Annotated in this window: 24 protein-coding genes; 7 read left to right on the forward strand and 17 right to left on the reverse strand. The window is 60.6% G+C overall.

Annotation, left to right across the window (positions count from 1 at the left end; translation table 11 throughout):
* Positions 1–86: 86 nt before the first annotated feature.
* Positions 87–1226, forward strand: a complete 1140-nt coding sequence (locus tag B5M06_RS03315; RefSeq protein ID WP_240183988.1) for a TFIIB-type zinc ribbon-containing protein — start codon at positions 87–89, stop codon at positions 1224–1226.
* Between the two features lie 1000 nt (positions 1227–2226).
* On the opposite strand, the gene rfbC is transcribed toward B5M06_RS03315, so the two are convergent.
* The 5 genes from rfbC to B5M06_RS03340 all read right to left on the reverse strand — a co-directional run bounded on the left by rfbC (position 2227) and on the right by B5M06_RS03340 (position 6513).
* The gene (gene rfbC / locus B5M06_RS03320) at positions 2227–2775 is read right to left on the reverse strand and encodes a dTDP-4-dehydrorhamnose 3,5-epimerase (RefSeq protein WP_054067762.1); all 549 of its coding nucleotides are present in this window, start codon (positions 2773–2775) and stop codon (positions 2227–2229) included.
* The gene (rfbA, locus tag B5M06_RS03325) at positions 2772–3659 is read right to left on the reverse strand and encodes a glucose-1-phosphate thymidylyltransferase RfbA (protein WP_054067763.1); all 888 of its coding nucleotides are present in this window, start codon (positions 3657–3659) and stop codon (positions 2772–2774) included. The genes rfbC and rfbA overlap by 4 nt, the downstream gene beginning before the upstream one ends.
* Before the next feature lie 60 nt (positions 3660–3719).
* A complete protein-coding gene (gene rfbD / locus B5M06_RS03330) occupies positions 3720–4610 on the reverse strand; it encodes a dTDP-4-dehydrorhamnose reductase (RefSeq protein WP_054067764.1) in 891 nt (296 codons plus the stop codon).
* A complete protein-coding gene (rfbB, locus tag B5M06_RS03335) occupies positions 4607–5665 on the reverse strand; it encodes a dTDP-glucose 4,6-dehydratase (protein WP_054067765.1) in 1059 nt (352 codons plus the stop codon). Before rfbB ends, rfbD begins: the two co-directional genes overlap by 4 nt.
* Positions 5666–5739: 74 nt before the next feature.
* Complete coding sequence (locus B5M06_RS03340) at positions 5740–6513, reverse strand: type III pantothenate kinase (RefSeq protein WP_054067800.1); 774 nt, start codon at positions 6511–6513, stop codon at positions 5740–5742.
* Positions 6514–6731: 218 nt separating this feature from the next.
* Between B5M06_RS03340 and lysM the strand changes: the two genes are divergently transcribed.
* Positions 6732–7211: a peptidoglycan-binding protein LysM gene (lysM, locus tag B5M06_RS03345; RefSeq protein WP_054067766.1), complete on the forward strand. Its 480-nt coding sequence runs from the start codon at positions 6732–6734 to the stop codon at positions 7209–7211.
* Between the two features lie 71 nt (positions 7212–7282).
* Positions 7283–8302 carry a UDP-glucose 4-epimerase GalE gene (gene galE, locus B5M06_RS03350; protein WP_054067767.1) on the forward strand — a complete coding sequence of 340 codons (1020 nt, stop codon included), beginning with the start codon at positions 7283–7285 and terminating at the stop codon, positions 8300–8302.
* A 243-nt stretch (positions 8303–8545) separates the two neighbouring features.
* Here galE and B5M06_RS03355 read toward each other — a convergent pair whose 3' ends face one another.
* From B5M06_RS03355 to B5M06_RS03400, 10 genes are all read right to left on the reverse strand, one after another.
* A complete protein-coding gene (locus B5M06_RS03355; protein ID WP_054067768.1) occupies positions 8546–8971 on the reverse strand; it encodes a rhodanese-like domain-containing protein in 426 nt (141 codons plus the stop codon).
* A gap of 140 nt (positions 8972–9111) precedes the next feature.
* Entirely contained in the window at positions 9112–9819 is a 708-nt protein-coding gene (locus tag B5M06_RS03360; protein ID WP_054067769.1) for a M48 family metallopeptidase, read from the reverse strand.
* Positions 9820–9857: 38 nt separating this feature from the next.
* The gene (locus B5M06_RS03365) at positions 9858–10619 is read right to left on the reverse strand and encodes a lysophospholipid acyltransferase family protein (RefSeq protein WP_054067770.1); all 762 of its coding nucleotides are present in this window, start codon (positions 10617–10619) and stop codon (positions 9858–9860) included.
* Between the two features lie 39 nt (positions 10620–10658).
* Positions 10659–11216 carry a D-glycero-alpha-D-manno-heptose-1,7-bisphosphate 7-phosphatase gene (locus tag B5M06_RS03370; protein ID WP_054067771.1) on the reverse strand — a complete coding sequence of 186 codons (558 nt, stop codon included), beginning with the start codon at positions 11214–11216 and terminating at the stop codon, positions 10659–10661.
* Positions 11217–11316: 100 nt separating this feature from the next.
* Positions 11317–12537 carry a beta-ketoacyl-ACP synthase I gene (fabB, locus tag B5M06_RS03375; RefSeq protein ID WP_054067772.1) on the reverse strand — a complete coding sequence of 407 codons (1221 nt, stop codon included), beginning with the start codon at positions 12535–12537 and terminating at the stop codon, positions 11317–11319.
* Positions 12534–13058 carry a bifunctional 3-hydroxydecanoyl-ACP dehydratase/trans-2-decenoyl-ACP isomerase gene (gene fabA, locus B5M06_RS03380; protein WP_054067773.1) on the reverse strand — a complete coding sequence of 175 codons (525 nt, stop codon included), beginning with the start codon at positions 13056–13058 and terminating at the stop codon, positions 12534–12536. The genes fabB and fabA overlap by 4 nt, the downstream gene beginning before the upstream one ends.
* Before the next feature lie 170 nt (positions 13059–13228).
* The gene (gene lnt / locus B5M06_RS03385) at positions 13229–14767 is read right to left on the reverse strand and encodes an apolipoprotein N-acyltransferase (protein WP_240184029.1); all 1539 of its coding nucleotides are present in this window, start codon (positions 14765–14767) and stop codon (positions 13229–13231) included.
* Positions 14768–14790: 23 nt separating this feature from the next.
* Positions 14791–15669, reverse strand: a complete 879-nt coding sequence (locus B5M06_RS03390; protein ID WP_054067775.1) for an HlyC/CorC family transporter — start codon at positions 15667–15669, stop codon at positions 14791–14793.
* Between the two features lie 117 nt (positions 15670–15786).
* Complete coding sequence (locus B5M06_RS03395) at positions 15787–16497, reverse strand: GNAT family N-acetyltransferase (protein ID WP_054067776.1); 711 nt, start codon at positions 16495–16497, stop codon at positions 15787–15789.
* A 616-nt stretch (positions 16498–17113) separates the two neighbouring features.
* On the reverse strand, positions 17114–17596 hold the full coding sequence (locus tag B5M06_RS03400) for an Lrp/AsnC family transcriptional regulator (protein ID WP_054067777.1): 483 nt from the start codon (positions 17594–17596) through the stop codon (positions 17114–17116).
* A 185-nt stretch (positions 17597–17781) separates the two neighbouring features.
* On the opposite strand from B5M06_RS03400, the gene B5M06_RS03405 reads away from it, so the two are divergent.
* Positions 17782–19488 carry an AMP-binding protein gene (locus B5M06_RS03405; protein WP_054067778.1) on the forward strand — a complete coding sequence of 569 codons (1707 nt, stop codon included), beginning with the start codon at positions 17782–17784 and terminating at the stop codon, positions 19486–19488.
* 14 nt (positions 19489–19502) lie between these two features.
* Positions 19503–20435 carry an MBL fold metallo-hydrolase gene (locus tag B5M06_RS03410; protein WP_240183989.1) on the forward strand — a complete coding sequence of 311 codons (933 nt, stop codon included), beginning with the start codon at positions 19503–19505 and terminating at the stop codon, positions 20433–20435.
* Positions 20436–20832: 397 nt separating this feature from the next.
* On the opposite strand, the gene B5M06_RS03415 is transcribed toward B5M06_RS03410, so the two are convergent.
* The gene (locus B5M06_RS03415) at positions 20833–22818 is read right to left on the reverse strand and encodes a lytic transglycosylase domain-containing protein (protein WP_054067780.1); all 1986 of its coding nucleotides are present in this window, start codon (positions 22816–22818) and stop codon (positions 20833–20835) included.
* A 15-nt stretch (positions 22819–22833) separates the two neighbouring features.
* On the opposite strand from B5M06_RS03415, the gene B5M06_RS03420 reads away from it, so the two are divergent.
* Both B5M06_RS03420 and B5M06_RS03425 read left to right on the forward strand, forming a co-directional pair.
* A complete protein-coding gene (locus B5M06_RS03420) occupies positions 22834–23406 on the forward strand; it encodes a 5-formyltetrahydrofolate cyclo-ligase (RefSeq protein WP_054067781.1) in 573 nt (190 codons plus the stop codon).
* A 25-nt stretch (positions 23407–23431) separates the two neighbouring features.
* Entirely contained in the window at positions 23432–23707 is a 276-nt protein-coding gene (locus tag B5M06_RS03425; protein WP_054067782.1) for a hypothetical protein, read from the forward strand.
* 80 nt (positions 23708–23787) lie between these two features.
* Here the strand turns inward: B5M06_RS03425 and queC are convergent, their stop codons facing one another.
* Positions 23788–24492, reverse strand: coding sequence for a 7-cyano-7-deazaguanine synthase QueC (gene queC, locus B5M06_RS03430; RefSeq protein ID WP_054067783.1), 705 nt, complete (start codon positions 24490–24492; stop codon positions 23788–23790).
* Positions 24493–24510: the final 18 nt, after the last annotated feature.

Below are 24510 nucleotides of genomic sequence, written 5' to 3' on the forward strand. Positions count from 1 at the left end.
CGCTATTCCCTCTCCCGTTTACGGGAGAGGGTTAGGGTGAGGGTGTAAAAATCCCACCTCTTGCCTGTTTCACCATTTCACTGCTTGTGACTGACTCTGCTGCCTATCAACCAGCCCCTGACGCTCCCAAACCCTTCATGGTGCGCAAGCACCCCTGTCCGGAGTGCGGCGCAAATCTGGAATGGAATGCCAAGGCCCAGTCGCTCAAATGCCCGTACTGCGGCACGGTGGTGCCGTGGAGCGATGAGGTGCGCGAGGAACTGGGGCAGGAGGTGGTAGAGCAAGACCTGGCGGAAGCCCTGCGCAACCCGGCCACAGGCCGCGGCTGGGGCAGCCAGCGCTATGAAGCCCAATGCCAGAGCTGCCACGCCATTTCCGTCTTTATGGACGGGCGCGTGGCACAGCGCTGCGACTTCTGTGGCTCACCATCCATCGTGGCCCATGAGGAGCGCAATGACGCCATCACGCCGCAAAGCATCTTGCCGTTCAAGATCAGCGATGGACAGATCCGCGACCACATTCGCCAGTGGTATGGCTCGCGCTGGTTTGCGCCCAACAAGCTCAAGCACGCCGCCCTGACCGATACGCTGCATGGCGTGTACCTGCCCTACTGGACGTTTGACGCCCATGTCAGCGCCCAGTGGTGGGCCGAAGCCGGTTATTACTACTACACCACCGAGACTTATCGCGATGCCAATGGCAACACGCAGACACGGCAGGTGCGCCATGTGCGCTGGCAACCCGCCGCAGGCCATCTGCGCCACTTTTTTGATGATGAACTGGTGCCAGGCACGGTGGGCGTGCACCCCAAGCTGCTGCGCGAGGTAGAACCCTTCCCCACCACCACAGACCTGAAACCCTATACGCCCGAGTTTGTGCGAGGCTGGACGGTAGAGCGCTACCAGGTCGATCTGCACAAGGCCGCCAAGCACAATGAGCAGGATATGGATGCACAGGTGCAAGCCATGTGCGCACGCCAGGTGCCCGGTGACACCTACCGCAACCTGCGCGTGCAGCGTGAGTATGCAGGCCGCACCTTCAAGCATGTGCTGGTGCCAGTGTGGGTGGTGGGATACACCTATGGGCGCAAGCACTACCAGATCATTGCCAACGGCTACACCGGCCAGATTGCGGGCGAGCGGCCGTATAGCTGGGTGAAGATTTTCTTTGCGGTGCTGTGTGCGCTGGTCGTGGCAGCGGTGGTGCTGGGAGTGATGCAGCAGTAGCTACCCTCACCCCCGCCCTCTCCCACAAGTGGGAGAGGGAGTAAAACCCATGCGCTGAGCCTTTGCTATTCCCTCTCCCGTTTACGGGAGAGGGTTAGGGTGAGGGGGTGTTCTCCTTCCCCCCCTGGGGGAAGGCGGGGATGGGGGCCAACACTGCCAGGAACCAACACAGTCGCTCAATCAGGCGTCAGGCTGGGCCCCTCCCTAACCCTCCCCCAGTGGGGGAGGGAATTCTTTTCCCCTCTCCCGTTTACGGGAGAGGGTTAGGGTGAGGGGGTGTTCTCCTTCCCCCTCTGGGGGAAGGCGGGGATGGGGGCCAACACCGCCCGGAACAAACACAGTCTCTCAACCAGGCGTCAGGCTGGCCCCCACCCTAGCCCTCCCCCAGCGGGGGAGGGAAAGAATCACCCTCACCCCTGCCCTCTCCCACAAGTGGGAGAGGGAGTAAAACCCCATGCGCTGAGCCTTTGCTATTCCCTCTCCCGTAAACGGGAGAGGGTCAGGGTGAGGGGGTGTTCTCCTTCCCCCTCTGGGGGAAGGTGGGGATGGGGGCCAACACTGCCTGGAACAAACACAGTCGCTCAATCAGGCGTCAGGCTGGCCCCCACCCTAGCCCTCCCCCAGTGGGGGAGGGAATTCTTTTCCCCTCTCCCGTTTACGGGAGAGGGTCAGGGTGAGGGGGTGTTCTCCTTCCCCCTCTGGGGGAAGGTGGGGATGGGGGCCAACACTGCCTGGAACAAACACAGTCGCTCAATCAGGCGTCAGACTGGCCCCCACCCTAGCCCTCCCCCAGTGGGGGAGGGAATTCTTTTCCCCTCTCCCGTTTACGGGAGAGGGTTAGGGTGAGGGGGTGTTCTCCTTCCCCCTCTGGGGGAAGGTGGGGATGGGGGCCAACACTGCCTGGAACAAACACAGTCGCTCAATCAGGCGTCAGGCTGGCCCCCACCCTAGCCCTCCCCCAGCGGGGGAGGGACAAGATGCGGGTGAGGGGTATGTCTGATCAAAACACTTCCGCGTCTTTGAACGCGGACTGCTTCTGGTCTTTGTCCGACAGCACAAACTCCATACCCAGATCCGGCCACTGAACACCTAGGTCTGGGTCATTCCATGCAATTCCACGATCAGACTGAGGCGCGTAGTAGTTCGTGGTCTTGTACAGAAAATCGGCCGTGTCGCTCAGCACCACAAAGCCATGGGCAAAGCCCGGTGGAATCCAGAACTGCTTGTGGTTGTCTTCTGTCAGTGTCTCTGCCACCCACTGACCAAACGTGGGGGAATCTTTGCGGATATCGACTGCCACATCCCACACCGCACCGCGCACCACGCGCACCAGCTTGCCCTGGGCATTCGGAGGCAGCTGATAGTGCAAGCCACGCAGCACGCCCTTGCTGGAGCGGCTGTGGTTGTCCTGCACAAACTCAAAATTTGTGCCCGTAGCTTCGTTGAACACCTGCTGGTTAAAGCTTTCATAAAAAAAACCCCGTGCATCGCCAAACACCTTGGGCTCAATCACCATCACATCAGGAATGGCTGTTGGTGTGGCTTTCATCGCGCACCACCTTTGAGGCATTGCATCAGGTATTTGCCGTAGCCGTTCTTGAGTAGCGGCTGCGCCAGCTTTTCCAGCTGCGCGGCATCAATCCAGCCTGCACGGAAGGCAATCTCTTCTGGGCAGGCCACTTTCAGGCCTTGGCGCTGCTCCAGCGTCGCGATGAACTGGCCAGCTTCCAGCAGGCTGTCATGCGTGCCCGTATCCAGCCAGGCATAGCCACGGCCCATAAGCTGCACATTCAGCTGGCCTTGCTGCAGGTACAGCTTGTTCAGGTCGGTAATTTCCAGCTCACCACGTGGCGAAGGCTTGAGCGACTTGGCCAGTTCCACCACCTGGCTGTCATAGAAATACAGGCCTGTCACAGCGTAGTTGGATTTGGGCTGCGCAGGCTTTTCTTCCAGCGAGAGTACCTTGCCCTGGGCATCGAACTCGGCCACGCCATAGCGCTCTGGGTCTTGCACGTGGTAGGCAAACACCGTGGAGCCTGTCGTTTGTGCATTCGCCCCTGCCAGCAGCTTCTGGAAGTCATGGCCGTAGAAGATGTTGTCGCCCAGCACCAGCGCGCTGGGCGCACCGTTGAGGAATTGCTCACCAATCAGAAAAGCCTGTGCCAGCCCATCAGGGCTGGGCTGCACGGCGTATTGCAGGTTCAGGCCCCACTGGCTGCCATCGCCCAGCAGCTGCTCAAAACGGGGCGTGTCCTGCGGGGTGCTGATGATGAGAATGTCACGAATACCCGCCAGCATCAGCGTGCTCAGCGGGTAGTAAATCATGGGTTTGTCATACACCGGCAGCAGCTGCTTGCTGATGGCCAGGGTAGCAGGGTGCAGACGTGTGCCAGAGCCGCCTGCGAGGATGATGCCTTTGCGTGCTTGGGTCATGGTTTTTCTTTTTTGATAGCTGCTTGCGCTTGACACACAAGCCTTGGCAGCCAATTTGGTTCATAGAATTTCTTGCAGCATGCGCTCCACGCCCTGCTGCCAGTGGGGCAAGCGCAGCCCCATATGGGTTTGCAGCTTGGCCGTATCCAGCCGCGAGTTGTGTGGGCGCTGGGCCGCCGTGGGGAAGGCACTGGTCGGCACTGCTGCAATGCTTTGCACCTTCAGCGGCAATGCAGGCTGCAGCTGGCGTGCTGCTTCCAGCACATACTGCGCATAAGCATGCCAAGTAGTCTCTCCCCCAGCTGCGCAGTGGTACAGGCCCAGATGCTCAGGGTGCTGCTGCACATGGCGGATGGCATGGGCTGTCACATCGGCCAGCAGGTCGGCACCCGTGGGCGCGCCAAACTGGTCGTTGATCACGCTCAGCTGCTCGCGCTCCTGCGCCAGACGCAGCATGGTTTTGGCAAAGTTGCCACCGCGTGCGGCGTAGACCCAGCTGGTACGGAAAATCAGATGGCGGCAACCACTGGCTTGAATCAGTTGCTCCCCTTCCAGCTTGGTCTGGCCATAGACCGACAGCGGCGCTGTAGGGGCGTCTTCATCACGCGGCGCATCACCACTGCCATCAAACACATAGTCGGTGCTGTAGTGCACCAGCAAGGCATCCAAAGCGGCCGCTTCACGCGCCAGCACATCGGGGGATGTGGCATTGAGCAGGCGCGCCAGTTCTGGCTCGCTTTCTGCTTTATCCACCGCTGTGTGCGCAGCCGCGTTCACGATGACATCCGGCCGCACGCTGCGCACCGTCTGCGCCAGCGCGTCTGGCTGGCTCAAGTCACCGCACAGAGGGGCACTGCCACGGTGCAAAGCCACGACATCACCCAGCACAGACAGGCTGCGCTGCAGCTCCCAGCCGACCTGGCCATGGCAGCCTAAGAGCAGGATTTTCATACGCTGTATTGCTTTTGCACCCAATCGCGGTAACTGCCAGACTGCACATTCGCCACCCATTCGGGGTGGTCCAGATACCACTGCACGGTTTTGCGAATGCCCGTTTCAAAAGTTTCCGCAGGCTTCCAGCCCAGTTCACGCTCCAGCTTGCGCGCATCAATGGCGTAGCGGCGGTCATGGCCGGGGCGGTCGGTCACAAAGGTGATCTGCTCGGCATAGGACTTGCCATCCGCACGCGGGCGCAGTTCATCGAGCAACGCACACACGGTCTTGACGATGTCGATATTGGCTTTTTCGTTCCAGCCGCCAACGTTATAGGTCTCACCCACCTTGCCAGCTTCCAGTACGCGGCGAATGGCGCTGCAATGGTCGCGCACATACAGCCAGTCACGGATTTGCTGGCCATCGCCATAGATGGGCAAGGGTTTGCCTGCCAAGGCGTTGACGATCATCAGTGGAATCAGCTTTTCCGGGAAATGCAGCGGGCCGTAGTTATTGCTGCAGTTGGTGGTGAGCACCGGCAGGCCATAGGTGTGGTGCCAGGCCCGTACCAGGTGGTCTGAAGCAGCCTTGGAGGCTGAGTACGGGCTGTTGGGCTCGTAGTTGTTCTCTTCGGTGAAGGCTGGGTCTGTGAGCGACAGCGTGCCATAGACCTCATCGGTCGACACATGCAGAAAGCGGAAACTGGTCTTTGCCTCACCCTCGAGCCCATTCCAGTAGGCACGCACTGCTTCGAGCAAACGGAAGGTACCCACCACATTGGTCTGAATAAAGTCTTCCGGGCCGTGGATGGAGCGGTCCACATGGCTTTCTGCCGCAAAGTTCACCACGGCGCGAGGCTGGTGCTGGGCCAGCAGCTGGCCTATGACAGCACTGTCGCCAATGTCTGCCTGCACAAAGATGTGGCGCGCATCGCCTTGCAGGGAAGCAAGGTTTTCCAGGTTGCCTGCATAGGTGAGCTTATCCACATTGATCACAGGCTCGTCATGGTGTGCCAGCCAGTCCAGAACAAAATTGGCGCCAATAAAACCCGCGCCGCCAGTTACAAGAATCATGGGAAGAAGCTCTCAGTACGTTACAGACAAGGGTGCATTATCGTGCGCACCCCATGAGCCAAGCCAGTGATGCGCTATTTCCAGCGCTGCTGTGCCATCACCAGCAGGCCTTCAAAAATCAGGTTGTCGACCAGCTCAAACGGCCGGGTCATGCTGGGCACCATCTTCCAGCCTGCACCACCAGCCATGATGCAGGCGGGCTCCATGCTGCAATGCAGATACAGGTGCTGGTACATGCGCTCGACCGCGCCGGCAATGGCGTAGGTACCGCCACTGGTCAATGCGTCGCTGGTGTTCTTGGGGAAAGGCGTGACGGAGCCAGTCGGCACATGCAGGCCTGCCGTGCCACTTTCCAGTGCGCGCAGCATGATGCCGTGGCCGGGCAGAATCAGGCCGCCCAGAAAGTTGCCCTGGGTATCCAGCGCATCCACAGTCACGGCCGTGCCCACCATGACCACCACCAGAGGGCGCTCGGGGCCGCGCTGCAGAACATGGTGACGCGCACCAATCATCGCCACCCAGCGGTCTGCCCCCAAACGCATGGGGTGGTCGTAGCCATTGGTGACCCCTGCTTCCTGCGCAGATGGCACGACCCAGTGCGGCTCAAAATCCCAGCCCAGCATGAGCTCGATCTGGTCATGCACACGGCGGCGTGCAGTTTCTCCAGCCACCACGCAGCCCAGCATATGGGTGGGCGTGGGCAGCTTGCTCCACGGTCCTTCGGCCAGGCGCTCAATGTGCTCCAGAAACTCCGCACCATGTGCCAGCAAGGCTGCGCCTGGGTGTGGAGCCTCGTACATTGCCCACTTCAGGCGGGTGTTTCCGATGTCAATGGCCAAAAAAGTCATGGGCGGCATTATCAAGATTTTTTCTGTGTACTCCATGCGCTTTGCACGACTTCCCCCTGATGCGCGCCATATTTTTGGACCAAGGAGTCGCGCTATGCAGCTCGAAAATGCGGCGCAGCTGCTTTGTCAGAAATCGTGGACTGATACCGCCCTGTGCTTGGACCGCCCCTGTCCAGATGCTACATTGCAAGCCTCATCACCTTTTCGGGAGTCCACGCATGAGCCTGTTTAGTTTCATCAAAGAAGCTGGTGAAAAACTGTTTGGCGGCAAGGAAGCACAAGCTGCAACCGTCGCCAACGACCAGGAAGCGCTCAACGCCAAGGCCGCCAGTGCCATTGAGAACTACATCAACGTCCAGAACCTGGGCGTGAGCAACCTCAAGGTCAGCTATGACGCTGCTCTGGGCAAAGTGACCGTGACGGGCGAAGCGCCCACACAGGCCATCAAGGAAAAAGTCACCCTGTGCTGCGGTAATGTCTCGAGCGTCACCTCGGTAGACAACCAGATGACCGTGCTCAACCCCGAGCCAGAAGCCCAGTACCACGACGTGGTGCGTGGCGATACCCTGTCTGCCATTGCCAAGAAGTACTATGGCGATGCCAACAAGTACCCCGTGATCTTTGAGGCCAACAAGCCCATGCTGACCCACCCCGACAAGATCTACCCCGGTCAGAAGCTGCGCATTCCTGCGCTGTAAAGCCAGCCCGCACCTAGCGGCAAGTACGAAGCGCTCTGCAGGAGCGCTTTGTCTTTTGAGAGACCTGCACTATGAAAACCTTGCTCACCGGCGGTGCCGGCTATATCGGTACACACACAGCCATCGAACTGATCCAGAGTGGTCACGATGTGGTGATTTTTGACAACTTCAGCAACAGCCATCCTGAGGCTGTGCGCCGTGTGCAGCAGATCACCGGCCGCAGCATTGCCTTGATCGAAGGCGATGTGCGCGACCAGACTGCGCTGGAGCGCGCCCTGAAAGAGCACCAGATTGACAGCGTGGTGCACTTTGCGGGCAAAAAAGCCGTGGGGGAATCGGTTGCCCAGCCGGTGGACTACTTTGACAACAACGTCAATGGCACCCTGGTGCTGCTGCGTGCCATGCAGGCCTGCGGTGTGTTCAAGCTGGTGTTCAGCTCCTCCGCCACCGTCTATGGCGCGCCAGAATACCTGCCACTGGATGAGCAGCACCGCACCAGCGTGACCAACCCCTACGGCCGCAGCAAGCTGTTTGTGGAAGAAATTCTGGCTGACCTGTACCACTCCAACCCGCAGTGGTCGCTGGCCGTGCTGCGCTACTTCAACCCCATCGGCGCCCACCCCAGCGGGCTGATTGGCGAAGACCCTGCCGACATTCCCAACAACCTGCTGCCCTATGTGGCTCAGGTGGCGGTGGGCCGCCGTGAACGCATTCAGGTGTTTGGTGGCGACTACCCCACACCCGATGGCACCGGCGTGCGCGACTACATCCACGTCGTAGACCTGGCACGCGGCCATGTGAAGGCCCTGGAAAAGCTGCAGTCGCTGGCGCAGCCTGAGCTGTTGACCATCAATCTGGGCACGGGCCAAGGCTATAGCGTGCTGGAAGTCATCCACGCCTTTGAGCAGGCCTGCGGCAAAGCCCTGCCCTACGCCATCACCGACCGCCGCCCTGGCGATATTGCCAGCTGCTACGCCAACCCCCAGCATGCCCTGGAAACACTGGGCTGGAAGGCCGAACACGACCTGGCCACCATGTGCGCCGACACCTGGCGCTGGCAAAGCCGGAATCCGAACGGCTATCGCAGCTAAGCTGTGGTTTGCTTCCCTCCCTTCTTTGGGAGGAAGCAAATCCCCCTCACCCTAACCCTCTCCCGTAAACGGGAGAGGGAAAAGAATGCCTCCCCCGCTGGGGGAGGGTGAGGGAGGAGGCCAGCCTGGCGCATGCCGCACCACCTGCCTATGTTTGAGGCAGCACCCCCTTCCAAGGAGAAAGACTCCCTCTCCCACTTGTGGGAGAGGGCTGGGGTGAGGGAAGTGCGTCAAATACACCGCTTACTGAAACCAGGGCAGGCCCTGCTTGCGCCAGCCGCCCAGCTTGCCGCGCTGGCGGTTGGCATCGGCATCGCCCTCAAAGCCTTCGAGGATGTTGTAAGCCTCAATACCCAGCTGCGCCGCTCGCGTGGCAGCGGCGACAGAGCGCACACCACTGCGGCACAGCAGCACGACCTTGCCACCCGCAGGCACAGCAGCGCGCAACTGCGCATCAAAACTGGGGTTGTCTGTCATGCCGGGCCACTGCTTCCACTCCACGGGAATGGCTCCCGGCACCTGACCCACCCAGGCACGCTCCGCATCGGTGCGCACATCGACGAGCACCGCCTCACCCGACTGCACCCATTGCCATGCCAGAGGTGCAGGAATATCGCCCGCATAGGCGCTCTGAGGAATAACTTTCAAGTGATGTGAAGAAGTGGTCATGCTTGCAAACTCCAGTCAATGAAGTGCAAGTGTGGCATGAATAAGCTATTAAAAACAGTAGCTTGTAGCGCTTGTATGCGTTAGTTTTCACATATGTTTATATGTAAAAACAAGGTGGATCAAGCGCAAGCTGCTCTTTTTTATATAGCCCAGTCAGGGCATGGCTGCTTGAGTGCCTGGCGCAGCTGCAGATAGTCTGGACACACACTTTCCACCACGGCCCAGAAATGCGGGCTGTGGTCCATATGGCGCAAATGTGCCAGCTCGTGGATGACCACATAGTCCAGCACAGGCAGGCGATAGTGCAGCAGCCGCCAGTTGAGCATGATGGAGCCATCTGCCTTGGCACTGCCCCAGCGCGTTCTGGCATTGGACAGGCGCAGACTGCGCCATTGCACCCCCATGGCGGGTGCGTAATGCTGCAGACGCTCAGTCAACAGCTGGCGTGCATGGCGCAGCCACCAGGCAGCCACCACGGCACGCACCTGCTCGGCACTGGCCTCGACATCAGCACGCAGATGCAATACCCAGCGCTGCGGCCCAATGCTCAGCAGCTCCCCCGTGCGCGGGGCCTGCGGGTGCAGACGCAGCTGCAACTCGCCACCCAGAAAAGGCATGCTGCTGCCGTCCTGCCAGTGCACACGTGGCGTGCTGTCGACACGCACCGCACGATCGCTGAGTTTTTGCAGAATCCAGCGCGTTTTTTCTCGCAGTACGGACTCAATCACCGTATGCGATGCGCGCAGCGGGGCACGCACCGTCAACCCCTGCGCACTCACTTCCATGCCGATGCTGCGCCGGCTGCTGCGCACCAGCAAATAAGCCACGCTGACACGGTTCAGTTCCACCGTGTGCGTGGCTTGGGGATGCCGCAAAAGCACCGGGCTCACGCTGCAGTGCTATGGCTGGTGCTGGAATAGGCTTCAGGATCCAGGCGGCGCATTTCCGCCTCAATCCAGTTCTGCACTTCGGCCATCAGCTCTTCGTGCTTGCGGCCGGTGCTGTCAATCATGGGGCCGATGGAGACATCCACCACGCCGGGCTTTTTCACAAAAGACTTGCGGGGCCAGCACTTGGCCGAGGTCACGGCAATGGGCACCACAGGCACGCCGGTCATGATGGCCAGGCGGGTCGCACCCGTCTTGTATTCACCGACCTCACCACGCGCCACGCGTGTGCCTTCAGGGAACATGATGACCCAGATGCCTTGCGCCAGCAGGCGCTTGCCCTGCTCCACCACTTTGTGGAAGGCGCGCGAGCCGTGCTTGCGGTCAATGTGGATCATGTCCAGGCTGCCAATAGACCAGCCAAAGAAAGGAATGCTTAGCAGCTCCTTCTTGAACACATAGGCCAGTGCGCGGGGCATGATGGCTGGCATCAAGAAGGTTTCGTAGGTGGACTGGTGCTTGCACAGCAACACCACGCCCTGCTGTGCATCGGTGGGCAGGTTCTCCATGCCCTGCACGCGGTACTTCACGCCGCAGAACCAGCCTGCGCTGTCAACGCTGAGCTTGAGCCAGGCACGCGCAATCGTCCAGCGCGCCGCCGGCGAGCCGCCGAACAGGCGTACCAGCAAGATCAGCAGGGTGTAGGGAATGACAGTGATGCTCATCCACAGCAGGTGGATCAAAGAGCGAATAAACGACATGAAACAGTCCTAAAAAAGGGGCAGCGCCTGCGCCAGGCCTCAGTCTGCGGCGGGCGATGCAGCTTGCTGTGCATCGGGCGCCAGCGCATCGGCCAGCGCCTGCCAGCAGTCATACTGCGGAACATTCTGCCCAAGGCCTGGGTCCTCCGCAGTCGGAGTGACCCGCAATGCCACGACATGGGCACCCATGGCCTGGCCCGCTTGCAGATGCCTGAGGTCCTGACCGATCACCCAGACCTCGTGGGGCTCTGCCCCATAGCGATGGGCAATCTGCTGCAGCATGCCAGGCGCAGGCAGGCGGCAGGAACAGGCGTCGTCAGGGGTGTGGGGACAAAAGAAAACAGCCTCAATGCGTGCGCCCACGGCAGCCATTTCTCGCTGCATGCGCAGATGAATGGCGTTGAGCTCATTCACATCAAAACTGCCGCGCCCAATGCCGGGTTGATTGGTTGCCAGGGTAACCTGCCAGCCAGCACGATTGAGTTGCGCCACCGCATCGAGCACGCCTGGCTGCGGCATCCAGTCCTTGAGCGCCACTATGGAGTTTTCACCCTCGGCATTGAGAGTGCCTATGCGGTCAAGGATGGCGAGCTTCATAAGTTAGGCGCAGAAAATGCAGCAAATGTGCACATGATAAGAGCGGCGTTAGCTGGCGATCAATGCCACCGTTAACAGCCGCTCTCAAATTGCAGGGACTTCAGGCCCCAGTCCAGCGACGCAGTGCCAGACTTGCGTTGGTGCCGCCAAAGCCAAAGCTGTTGGACAGCACGGTGGTCAGCTGCGCATCACGGGTCTGTGCGACCAGAGGCATATCGCCCAGTGCTGGATCAGGTGTTTCCACATTGGCCGAGCCTGCGATAAAGCCCTTGTTGAGCATGATCAGGCAGTAAATGGCTTCCTGCACGCCGGTCGCGCCCAGCGAGTGGCCGGTCAGCGACTTGGTGGACGAGAAAGGAGGCACCTTGTCGCCAAACAGCTTTTGCATGGCGCGCACTTCCTGCATGTCACCCACAGGGGTCGATGTGCCGTGCGTGTTGATGTAGTCGATGGGGCCATCCACGGTTTCCATGGCTTGCTGCATGCAGGCCACCGCACCGTCACCCGATGGAGCGACCATGTCTTCACCGTCCGACGTTGCACCAAAGCCGACCACTTCCGCCAGGATGTTAGCACCACGGGCCAGGGCATGCTCCAGGCTTTCCAGCACCACAGCACCGCCACCGCCAGCGATCACAAAGCCGTCACGGTTGGCATCGTAGGCACGCGAAGCTTTCTCAGGGGTCTCGTTGTACTTGCTGGACATGGCACCCATGCCGTCGAACAGCAGCGACATACCCCAGGACAGCTCTTCGCCGCCGCCCGCAAACATCACATCCTGCATGCCCCAGGCAATTTGCTGCGCCGCAGCGCCAATGCAGTGCGCCGAGGTCGAGCACGCCGAGGTGATGGAGTAGTTGATGCCCTTGACCTTGAAGTTGGTCGCCAGGCAGGCCGACACCGTCGAGCTCATGCAGCGTGTGACCTGGTAGGGTCCTACACGGCGAATGCCTTTTTCACGCAGGGTGTCAGCGGCTTCGATCTGGTTGGCAGGAGAGCCTCCGCCCGAGCCCATGATCAGGCCGGTGCGAGGATGGCTCACCATCTCAGGCGTCAGACCAGCCTGGGCAATGGCGTCTCCCAGAGCGATCTGTGCATACGCTGCAGCATCGCCCATGAAGCGCAGTTGCTTGCGGTCAATGCGCGCTTCCACGTCGATCTCGGGGATGCCGGCAACCTGGCTGCGCATGCCCAGTTCGGTGAACTGGGGCATGGCCTTGATGCCGGAGCGTCCTTCGCGCAGCGAAGTCTCTACCGTCGCCAAATCATTACCAATGCACGAGACAATGCCCGCACCCGTGATCACTACGCGTTTTTTCATGCCGCAGTCCCTTGACCGTCACCTTCACGCAGGAACAGACCTACGCGCAGGTCGTTCGCTACATAAATTTCCTTGCCATCTGCAAACAAGCGAGCATCGCCAATGGCCATGTTCAGCTTGCGCTTGATGACGCGCTTGATATCGATTTCATAGCGCACCAGCTTCACGTCAGGACCGACTTCGCCGGTGAACTTCACTTCGCCAGCGCCCAGCGCGCGACCACGGCCAGGCAGCTGCAACCAAGTCAGATAAAAGCCGATCAATTGCCACATGGCATCCAGCCCCAGGCAGCCGGGCATGACGGGGTCGCCCTGGAAGTGGCACTTGAAGAACCACAGGTCAGGGTTGACATCCAGCTCAGCCACGATCTTGCCCAGACCATGCGCGCCACCATCAGCGTCGATGTGGGTGATGCGGTCAAACATCAGCATGGGAGGCAGGGGCAGACGCCCGCTGTCGGGCTTGAACAACTTACCCTCACCAGAAGCGATCAGTTGTTCGTAGGAAAAAGATTCAGCCATTTTTCTAACTTGCTTTACAGTGGGTGAGCCCACTGCTTTGGTTTCTCGTGTGTGTAATCGCGACAGTGTAAATGTGCTGCGCACAGCCGCACATTATGGAATGTCCACAGGGTATCTGGAGAAGAAAGATCTGGCGATCTTCCCACAAGGTCGCAATCACACTCCAATGCTCAATTTTTCTTGTGTTGCCAAACACACAAAGCGATGACTGCAACACAGCACAGCCACAACGGCCACAGGCCCCATCGCGACACCCAGCGAGCAAAAGGTGTCACCCCATCACGACCCTGCACCTGCGCCAGCAGCACGCCCTGGGTCACAGCAGGTAAAGCAGCAGTCACAACGCCCCGGTGATCAATCACTGCGGTCGCCCCGGTGTTGGTAGCCCGCAGCATGGGGCGCTCAAACTCCAGCGCACGCATGCGGCTGATCTGCAGATGCTGGTCGATGGCCACACTGTCGCCAAACCACGCAATATTGCTGACATTGACAAAGACCGTGGGAGCATGGGCCTCATCGCCAAAACGCATGCCCAGTTCTTCGCCGAACAAGTCTTCGTAACAGATATTGGGAGCCCAGCGCTCGCCATGCCAGTCCATGGAAGCCTGCCCCAGACTGCCTCGCCGGAAGTCGCCCAACGGAATTTCCATCATGCGCACAAACCAGTGAAACAGGGGAGGAATGAACTCCCCAAAAGGTACAAGGTGCTGCTTGTCGTAGCGATATTCTGTCATTTCCCCGGGCACCCAGCCGATGACGGAATTGCTATAGCCCTGCACGCTGTCACCCAAAGGAATGCCAATCAGCGCAGCCGAGCGACTTTCTGGCGCGCGATAGGTCTGCTCCAGCGCCTCCAGATAGCCATAAGGCAGCTGCTGTGGCAGCATGGGCAAGGCCGTTTCAGGCGCGACAACCAAAGAGGCTGGCGCCTGCAACAGCTGCTCGCCATACCACTGCAAAGCCTGCACCACGCCAGAGCCCGGCATGAACTTTTCATCCTGTGGAATATTGCCTTGCAACAAGGCCACATCCACCGCTGCACGCCCCGGCTGCTGCTGCGCCTGCTGCTGGCTGAACCATGCACCACCAAGCAATAGGCCAAAGACACCAGCTGCCACCAGCGCCAGCCTGGGGCGCTGTGCCAGCACACGCAACTGCACCAGCGCCATGGCCAGCACGGCTGCTACCGCACCAGTGCCATACACGCCCCCCCAGCGAGGCAGCGCAGACAGCGGCCCATCCACATGGGCGTAGCCAATCGCCCCCCAGGGAAAGCCTGTCCACAGCGTGCCGCGCGCCAGCTCGCCCAGCGTCCAGCAGGCGGCGAACAGGCCCACAGCCTGCCAGCCAGGCCGCGCCCAGCGGCGCCACAGCGCCATCAGCAGCGCGTAGTAGCTGCCCAGAAAAGCCGCCAGTGCGAGCACGGCCAGCACGGCCAGCACCGCAGGCAGGCCGCCATAGGTATGCATGGAAATAAACAGCCACCAGAAGGTGGCCGACAGCCAGGCTGTGGCAAAGAGGCCGCCCCACCATGCTGCCTGCCTGCTGCTGCGCGACTGCTGCAAGGCAGCGCACAGTACGGACAGTGCCAGCACCTGCAGCCACCACTGCGGCTGCCCGGTCTGGGGTACGGCCAGCGCCACGGCCTGCAGCGTTCCAGCCAGCACCAGGGCCAGTGGCCACAGCCAGCGTGCCTTGTGCGGCGTCATGCCCTTGCGGTCAAGGGCAGCTGTCATGCAGCCTCGCTGTGTCCATTGCGTTCCAGGCGTGTGACCTGGAACCAGCGCACGGCGCCACCCTTGGCATGCAGCACCACAAAGCGCAGGTTTTCCGCCTCGAAGACTTCGCCGCGCTTGGGCAGACGCCCCATGGCGTGGCTGATCCAGCCGCCAATGGTGTCAAAGTCGTCGGCATCGTCGTGCGCAAATTGCACCCCGAAGGCTTCTTCCACCTGCTCCAGCGAGGTCTGCCCGGCCACGCGGTAGGTATCGTCTGCCAGCGCAAAGATGTCGCTGTTTTCTTCCGGGATGTCGAACTCGTCTTCAATCTCGCCGACGATTTCTTCCAGCACGTCTTCCATGGTGACCAGCCCGGCCACTTCGCCGAACTCATCAATCAGGATGCTCATGTGGTGGCGATTGCTGCGGAATTCGCGCAGCAGGTCGTACAGCCCCTTGGTTTCCGGCACAAATGATGCCGGGCGCAGCAGGGCGCGCACATTTAGGGTGGGAGCGCGCTGCAGCTTGAGCAAGTCCTTGGCCATCAGAATGCCAATGATGTTGCCCCTGTCACCTTCATAGACGGGAAAGCGCGAGTGCGCGTCGCGAATGACCTGTACCAGCAGCTCGTCGTACGGCGCATTGATGTCCAGCACATCCATCTTGGGTGCGGGCACCATGATGTCGGCGGCCGTGCGGTCTGCCATGCGCAGCACACCTTCGAGCATGACGCGGGCGTCGGTGCCGATGACCTGGTTGTCTTCAGCCTCGGCCAGGGTTTCGATCAGTTCATCCTTGGAATCCAGCCCTGGATGGATGAACTCGATGATTTTTTGGAGAAAAGTACGCTTATCTTCGCGCTCAGCGTGGCGCGCAGGATGCGGGTCTGACACAGTCTTTCAGTGCAGGACATGCCGTTATGAACAGGGCCTCAAGGATAGCGGATTCTGCCCTGAGGGCAATGGCAGGCCCCACATCACCCCGGCACAGGCATATTTAAGACCTCTGCTTCAAGGGGAAGACTGATTGCGCCCATCGCGCACGCCCTGGCGGATTTCCTGCACATCGGCCAGGATGGTCCAGAACTGCTTGGCCTGCTTCTTGTACTGGTAGTCCACCTCGGCCACGTGGTTGCCCCAGATCTCGGAAATACGGCTGTCCAGGCTGGGCTCTGGCAGCTGCAGGTAGGCCTCAGACTCCGTGCCATCGCGGCGCACACGAGCACCCGCGTTGCGGGCGATCTTGAGCATGGCCGTGTTTTCGCTCAGTGCATGGATGAACATCATGTTCACCCCCTTGTTGCGGGCGTGCAGCATGGCCCGTGCAAACAGCCGTGTGCCCAGCCCCAGACCGCGCGCTGTCTTGAGCACTGACACACCAAACTCCGCGCAGTTGCGGTGCTCGGCCAGATCGGTATAGGCCAGGTGGGCCATGGCGATCAGCTCCAGGCGGCGGTTGAAGATGCCAAAGATGTTGTCGCGCTCAAAGTCCAGGCTGTCGGCATAGCGCACCACCTGCTCGTCATTGGCGGCATAGCCAAAGCGCAGGTAGCGGTCACCTTCATCGAGCTTGAGCAGGTGGGCGCGGATGCGTGCGCGGTGGCGCTCGGACAGTTCACGAATCGGCACCAGCGCAGGCACATTGCGCTTGGCCGATGACCGGCGCAGCAACTCCCTGCCTGCTTTCCAGGGCGTGGTAATCCAGCGGATCAGCTCAGTCATGGATGAATTCCTCTGCAAACGGCGGAGTCTGAGGTACAAGTCGGTACAGCTGCATGCCCCGGAGAGGATGGCAGGCAGAACTAGGGCGTGTTCACATAAAGCTTGAGATTCGCGTTGAAGGCTTGGGGATGGGGTGCTAGGCGCGGTGGCGCAGCAATGCCGAGCGCCTTGCAAGCCGCCGCAACAACGCAGACCGCCCCAAGCCTTCAACCCCATTTGTGAGCTCCATAATCAGGGGCAGCCACGACAAGGCTGCCACTGCATTGTTGCCCACCTTGCGCGGGTGCGCACCCGCGCTGCGCCGTGCGTCGCGCATTGCCAGCCTTGTCGTGGCTGCGCGAACCCAATGTTTATGTGAACACGCCCTAGGGTTTTCCATAATTTACTGCATTGCAGCATCAAAACCCTGTCGTGCAGGTTTACATGCCTCCCTGAAGGGCATATTACGCACAGAACATGGCTTTTGCACCACAGAAAAACCAACAGCACCCGCAGGTGCTGCCATGACAGAGTCTCAAATCATCAAAATCAATAGCTGCTAGCGCTTGATTAGCAATGTTTTCAGATACTTTTCTACCTGAATTCTTTTATTTACAAGCGCTACAAGCTATTGTTTTTAAACAGGCACTGCTGTGGTAGCTTTTACACGGTCCAGCACAAAGCTGGTCTTGCAGTCCGACACGCTGGGGTGCTTGAGCAGGGTTTCCATGATGAAGCGGCTGTAGTGCTGCATGTCAGCCACTACCACGCGCAGCAGGTAGTCCATCTCACCGGTCAGCGATGCACACTCCACCACCTCAGGCCAGCCCTGCACGCTTTGCTTGAAGGCATCCATGGGGTTGCGCTTGTGGGTTTCCGTGCTTTTTTCCAGACGCACATTCAGGTAGGCCGTCAGGCCCAGCCCCACTTTTTCGGGCGGCACCAGTGCGACATAACGCTCAATCACGCCGGCCTCTTCCAGGCGCTTGACGCGACGCAGCACCGCGCTGGGCGATAGCCCCACCTGCTCGCCAATCACGTCGTATGTCTCTCGTCCATTTTCTTGCAAGCGGCGCAAAATGGAACGATCCAGCTTATCGAGGTTATGTTCTGTGCTCATGAGCCGAGATTTTATGCATGCGGCAACTCATATATAAGACTTAAGACTGCATTTTTCAAACAAAACGCTATCTGGCGCAAAACACTGCCTCAGCGCAAACCCTTGACACCGGGAAAAGCCCCATTCATGCGCTACCGCAGCCAACTCAACAATGGTCCATCTCACCACGCACAAGAGAGGCTGATATGGACCATCTGTGGCTCAAGCACTATCCCGCCGGTGTTCCCCATGAGATTGACACCAGCATCTATCGCTCCGTTGTAGACCTTCTGGAAGAGTCCATGCAGAAATATGCGGACCAGCCTTTCAGCGTCTGCATGGACGTGTGGATGAGCTACCGGGAGCTGGAGCAGCGCTCGCGCCAGCTGGGTGCATGGCTGCAGAGCCTGCAGCTGGAGCCTGGTGCACGCGTGGCCATCATGCTGCCCAATATTCCACAGTTTGCCGTGACCATGGCTGCCGTGCTGCGCGCCGGCTACACCTGTGTCAATGTCAATCCGCTCTACACAGCGCGCGAGCTGGAGCACCAGCTCAAGGACTCTGGCGCGACCGCCATCGTGATTCTGGAAAACTTTGCCCACACCCTGGCCGAAGTGCTGCCACGCAGCGGCATCCGGCACATCTGCCTGACGGCCATGGGCGACCTGCTGGGGCCGGTGTATGGCCGCTGGATCACCTTTGCCGTGCGTCACCTGGCCAAGATGGTGCCTGCGTTTGAGCTGCCGCTGAACGGCTGCACACTTACCCCGTTCAGAACAGCGCTGTCTCGCGGCGCACAGCGGTCGCTGGAGCGCCCCCAGCTGGACCACGACAGCATTGCCTTTCTGCAGTACACGGGGGGCACCACCGGTCTCGCCAAGGGCGCTGTGCTGACGCACCGCAACATCATTGCCGCCACGCTGCAGGCCGAAGCCTGGTTTGCTCCCGCCTACGAAGGCCGCGCCGACATGCGCAAGCTGCACGGCATTGCTGCGCTGCCGCTGTACCACATCTTCGCGCTGACACTGCTGCTGCTCACCCTGCGCCAGGGCTCCAGCCTGAGCCTGATTCCCAACCCGCGCGACATTCCCAAGTTTGTGGCCGTGCTGCGCAAGCGCCCCTTCCACACCCTGCCCGCTGTCAATACCTTGTTCAATGCCCTGCTGCAGAACGAGCAGTTCCGCCAGATCGACTTTTCCTCACTCGCCGTCACGCAGGCGGGGGGCATGGCTGCTTCCGAAGGTACAGCCCTGCAATGGCAGAAGGTCACGGGCAGGGTCATGGTGGAGGGCTGGGGCATGAGTGAAACCTGCGCCATTGGCACCAACAACCCGGTCAACGCCACCACCTTCAGCGGCACCATCGGTCTGCCGCTGCCCAGCGTGGAAATCGCCATCAAGGATGACGACGGCAACGACCTGCCCATTGGCGCTGCAGGCGAAATCTGCATTCGCGGCCCGAACGTGATGCAGGGCTACTACAACCAGCCCCAGGAAACCGCCAAGGCATTTACCGCAGATGGCTACCTGCGCACCGGCGACATCGGCGTGATGGATGAAAACGGCTACACCAAGCTGATTGACCGCAAGAAGGACATGATTCTGGTCAGCGGCTTCAACGTCTACCCGAACGAGCTGGAAAACGTGATTTCGCTGTGCCCTGGCGTGCTCGAGTGCGCTGCCGTGAGCGTGCCAGATGAGCATTCGGGCGAAGCCATCAAGGTGTTTGTGGTGCGCAGCGACCCCAGCCTGACCGAAGACCGCCTGCTGCGCTACTGCCACGACCACCTGACAGGCTACAAGCGCCCCAAGTACATCGAGTTCCGCGACGAACTGCCCAAAACCAATGTGGGCAAGATCCTGCGCCGCGCATTGCGCGACAACCCGGCAGCAACGCCTGCACAGCCGCATTGAAGATGCCGCACACCATGACCACTCCGGGCCTGTGGCCCAGTATGTTTTTTCTGGAGCGTGGCTGGCTCTCGGCCAACAACATCGTGTTTCTGGATGCCGATGCCGCCACCATCGTGGACACCGGTTACTGCATCCATGCCGAGCAGACACTGTCCCTGGTGCGCAGCTGTATCGGCACACGGCCTTTGGGGCGCATTCTGAACACCCATCTGCACAGCGACCACTGTGGCGGCAATGCGGCGCTGCAGGCCGCGTGGCCCGAGGTACAGACCTGGATTGCGCCAGGTCAGGCGCAACATGTGGCCAACTGGAACCCTGAAGCGCTGAGCTACACCCCGACCGGCCAGGCCTGCCCGCCATTTCACGCCGAGCATGTGCTGCAGCCGGGCACGGAGATTGCACTGGGTGGCCGTCCCTGGCACATCCATGCCGCGCCAGGCCATGACCCGCATTCCATCATCTTGTTCGAGCCTGAGCGGCGTCTGCTGATCTCAGCCGATGCACTCTGGGAAAACGGCTTTGGCGTGGTCTTTCCGGAAATCGAAGGCACGCAGGCCTTTGAAGAAGTCGCTGCAACGCTTGACGTGATTGAAGCCCTGCAACCCGCGCTCGTACTGCCCGGGCATGGCCCCGTGTTCAGCGATGCAAGCACCGCACTGGCCACAGCACGCAGGCGGCTACAGCACTTCATGCAGCAGCCTGAACGCCATGCACGCTACGCGGCCAAGGTGCTGCTCAAATACAAATTGCTGGAGTGGCAGCAGCTGCCACTGACGCAGGTGTGGGCCTGGTGCGCACAGACACCCTATATGGGCATGCTGCACGAACGCTATTTCGCGGCCCAGCCCTTGCAGGCATGGCTGGATGCGCTGGTGCAGGAACTGGTGGACAGCAGGGCCGCCACGCTGGAGTTGCTCGACGGCACGCCTGTATTGATGAACCGTTAACTGGAAGGGGCGTGCTGGCCCCCATCCCTGCCTTCCCCCAGAGGGGGAAGGAGAAAATGCCATTCCCCGCATCTGGGGAGGGTTAGGGTGGGGGCCAATCTGGCGCACACCACCCTGCCTGCATCTAGAAATTCACCCTCACCCTAACCCTCTCCCGTAAACGGGAGAGGGGAAAAGAATACCTTCCCTCACTGGGCAAAGGAAAAAGACTCCCTCTCCCACTTGTGGGAGAGGGCTGGGGTGAGGGTATGAAGGATGCTGAAGTGGGGAAAAAAGAATCCCCTCCCCCACTGGGGGAGGGTTAGGGTGGGGGCCTGCCTGACGCATGCCACACCGCCTGCTTTGGTTGGAGGCAGTGATGGCCCCATCGCTACCGCCCCCCAGAGAGGAATAACCCCTAAGGCAAATCGCGGTTGTACGCCGTGACGGTGTCCTTGGGGCCCACCTTTCCCAGACGGGCCTTGAGCGACTGGGGCTGGCCGGTAATCAAAGCAGCGTAGTTGGTGGTGTTAGACAGCACCTTCTTCACATAGTCCCGCGTTTCCGTAAACGGCACGTTCTCTGCCCAGATGGCACCGTCGAGCACCGGACCGTTGCGCCAGTTACGGGGGCGGCCGGGGCCTGCGTTGTAGCCCGCTGCGGCCAGCAGCATGGAGCCATCAAAGTCATCCAGCGCCAGCTTCAGGTAGGAGGTGCCGATGGTGATGTTCACATCGCGGTCATTGATCATGTGCGGCTTGAAATCCGTCATGCCGATTTTCCTGGCCGTCCATTTGGCCGTGGCTGGCATGACCTGCATCAGCCCCGAAGCGCCCACATGCGAGCGTGCATCCATGATGAAACGGCTTTCCTGACGAATCAGGCCATACACATAGGCCGGGTCCAGACCAATGCTCTGGGACTGGGCAATCACCGCATCGTGGAAAGGCATGGGGAAGCGCTGGTTCCAGTCCACCACTTCGCGGGTGCGCTCGCTGGTGTTGATGCAGCGGTCCCACACCTGCTTCTGGCAGGCCAGGTCAGCAGCGGCCAGCAGCTCACGGTCCTTCATACCACCGGGGGTATGCAGGCCAATGGTGTAGTTCCACTCCCGCACGCCTTCGCTGCGCAGGCCCATGTTGATGGCATACAGCGCACGCTGCAGACCCGGGTTCTGGGCGGCAGCGGCTTTTTCAGCCGGGGTCAGCGGCGCGGGGGCTGGCGGCATCTGCACCACCTGGCCCAAATCTTCCAGCGCCAGCTTTTCGTAGAAGCCCTTCACGCCTGCAATGCTTTGCAGCAGTTGGCGGGCCTGTGCCTGGTCTGCCTCGCTGGCGCGGCGATCGCGCAGCAGGGCCTGTGCTTTCCAGTACACCCAGGTGCTGTCCGCCTGCAAAGCTGCAGGCATGGCATCAATCGCCTTGCGCACGGCATGCCAGTTGCCTGCACGCAGCTGGGCACGCACCATCCACTCCTGGGCATCGTCAGGCATGCGGCCGGGCTTGCTGACCTTGGCGAAGTAGCCCACGGCATCGTCCGAGAGGCGGCGTGCACTGACCTTGCCAATCACGCCCCAGACCCAGTCGCGCTCTTCGGCGCTCAGCTGGCTGGCCCATGTATCTTCCATCAGCGTTGCGGCTTGTGCAGGGTTTTGATTGGCCACGCGCAGCAGGGCCAGCACCGCCAGTTCACGGCGGGTATTGCCACGCACTTTGCTGGTGCCCGCCAGGTATTTGATGGGGGAGGCAAAGACCTCGGCCACGTGCTGTACGGAGTCCGGTGCCACGATGGCCACGGCACGGCGCACGGCCGTCTGGCGGTTGGCTTCTGCCGCAATGCGGGCACGCTTCCAGACCGCATGGTCTTTGAGCTGCTGGGCGGCATACAGCTCGCTGGCGGCATAGGTGCAGCCATCGTCGCCATCGCGCTGGCCGTACCACAGGCGCAGCACTTCCTCTGCCGTCTCTGGCGCTGCGCGGCCTTCAATGGTCTGCACGGCCAGCTCATAGCAGCGCACTTCCTTGTCGTCACGCATGCGGAATTCCGCCAGCTGCTGGTCAAAGTCTGCCCATGCACGGCGCTGGCCCAGCAGCAGCAGCCAGTCATTGCGCAGGCGGTCTTCCTGGTAGGTGCCGCGCCAGCGCTGCAGGAAGGCATCCACCTCCGCCTGTGTGGCCTCGGGCAAGCGTGCCTTCAGCTCCCAGTAGGCAGCCCAGGGTTCCAGCGGATGGCCTGCCGCCTGCGGCAGCAGTGCGGTCAGCCGGGATTTGTCGCCCTTGCGTGCAGCTTCCTGCATCTGCAAAAGCACCTTATCTCCGGGTGCCGTCTGGGCACTCGCCGAGGAAACCACGCCGCCAAAAATCGCGGCGGCGCAAAGCGATGTCAGAATCTTGTGCAATTGCATACTGGGAATTATGTGATGGACAAAGCAGCCTTACGACGCACCTTGGTGCAACAACGCCTGAATATGGCTGACCGCCTACAGCGTGCCGATGATTTGCAGCGCGTGATGCGCGTCTGGCTGGTGGACCGGCCCGACACCATCATCGGTGCCTACTGGCCCATCAAGGGCGAATTCGACCCCCTGCCCGTGCTGCACCGCTGGAAGGAAGACGGCGAACTGCTGGACAAACCGCTGCGCCGCCGCATTGGCCTGCCCGTGATCGACAAAGTCACCAAAACCATGCGTTTTCATGCATGGTACCCCGGATGCCCGATGGAAGAAGACGCCTACGGTATTCCCAAACCCAAGGATACGGAAGTACTCACTCCCACCCTGCTTTTTGTACCCTGCGTAGGCTATGGCCCCGGGGGCTACCGGCTGGGCTATGGTGGTGGTTTCTACGACCGCACACTGGCCGCGCTGACACCCCGCCCCTACACCGTGGGACTGGGCTTTGCGCCGGGCTTTATCGAAGACTTCACGCCGCAGCCCCACGACCTGCCGCTGGACACCATCCTCAACGACAATGGTGTGGTCTGGCCTGTGTAAGGCCGTTTGTTAGATTGAGATTGGCATGCCTGCTCGCAAAAAGAAATCTGTTCCCCAGCGCCTGATTCGCCGTCGCCCTCCGCTGACCATCATGCGCGAGCCCCTGACCCGCGAAGAGGTCAACCGCCTGCATGCCCATATGCGCAAGCACGGCCCCGCCAGTCTGACCATGCGCCAGCACAATGCCATCTGGGATTTTCTGTTTGACACCCCCGAGAGCCAGGCCTGGCTCAGCGACATGGCCGAGCAGATCCGCTCCGGCCAGCGTGGCATGCAACCCAGCAAATCTGCAAAAAAGTGAGCTTGTAGCGCTCAAAAATAAAGGGTTTCAGATAGTTTTCTATCTGAAAACCTTGTAGTTGAAGCGCGAGCAGCTATTTTTTATGAAGCCTGCGTGGCCTTCCAGCGCTGCCAGCCTTTGGCACGCAGATCGCAGGCCGGGCAGCTGCCGCAGCCGTAGCCCCAGTCATGCAGCACATCGCGCGTGCCCTGGTAGCAGGTGTGCGTATCCTTGACGATCAGCTCCACGAGCTTGTCGCCCCCCAGGTCCTGGGCCATCTGCCAGGTCTGCGCCTTGTCGATCCACATCAGCGGCGTCTCAATGCGCAGGCGGCGCTCCAGCCCCAGATTGAGTGCCAGCTGCATGGCCTTCATGGTGTCGTCCCGACAGTCGGGATAGCCTGAAAAGTCTGTTTCACACACGCCGGTGACGATGACCTGAATGCCACGGCGGTAGGCCAGCGCCCCCGCCACCGTCAGGAACAGCAGGTTGCGCCCGGGCACAAAGGTGTTGGGCAGGCCATCAGCCTGCAGGGCAAAGGCCATATCATCGGTGAGCGAAGAGCCGCCAATTTCCTGCAGCACGTCCAGCGACAGCACATGGTCTTCGCCCAGGCGGCTGGCCCACTGCGGAAAACCTGCACGCAGCTTTTCACGCACATCCAGGCGCACATCCATTTCTACGCTGTGGCGCTGACCGTAGTGAAAACCCAGCGTTTCCACGCGCTCGTATTTGGACAGCGCATGGGCCAGACAAGTGGTGGAGTCCTGTCCACCGGAAAACATCACAAGAGCCGAGGTATGCATGGCGCGCAATTACAGCAC

Origin of the sequence: Comamonas kerstersii, from assembly GCF_002056725.1 — a bacterium.
Taxonomy (GTDB): Bacteria; Pseudomonadota; Gammaproteobacteria; order Burkholderiales; family Burkholderiaceae_C; genus Comamonas; species Comamonas kerstersii.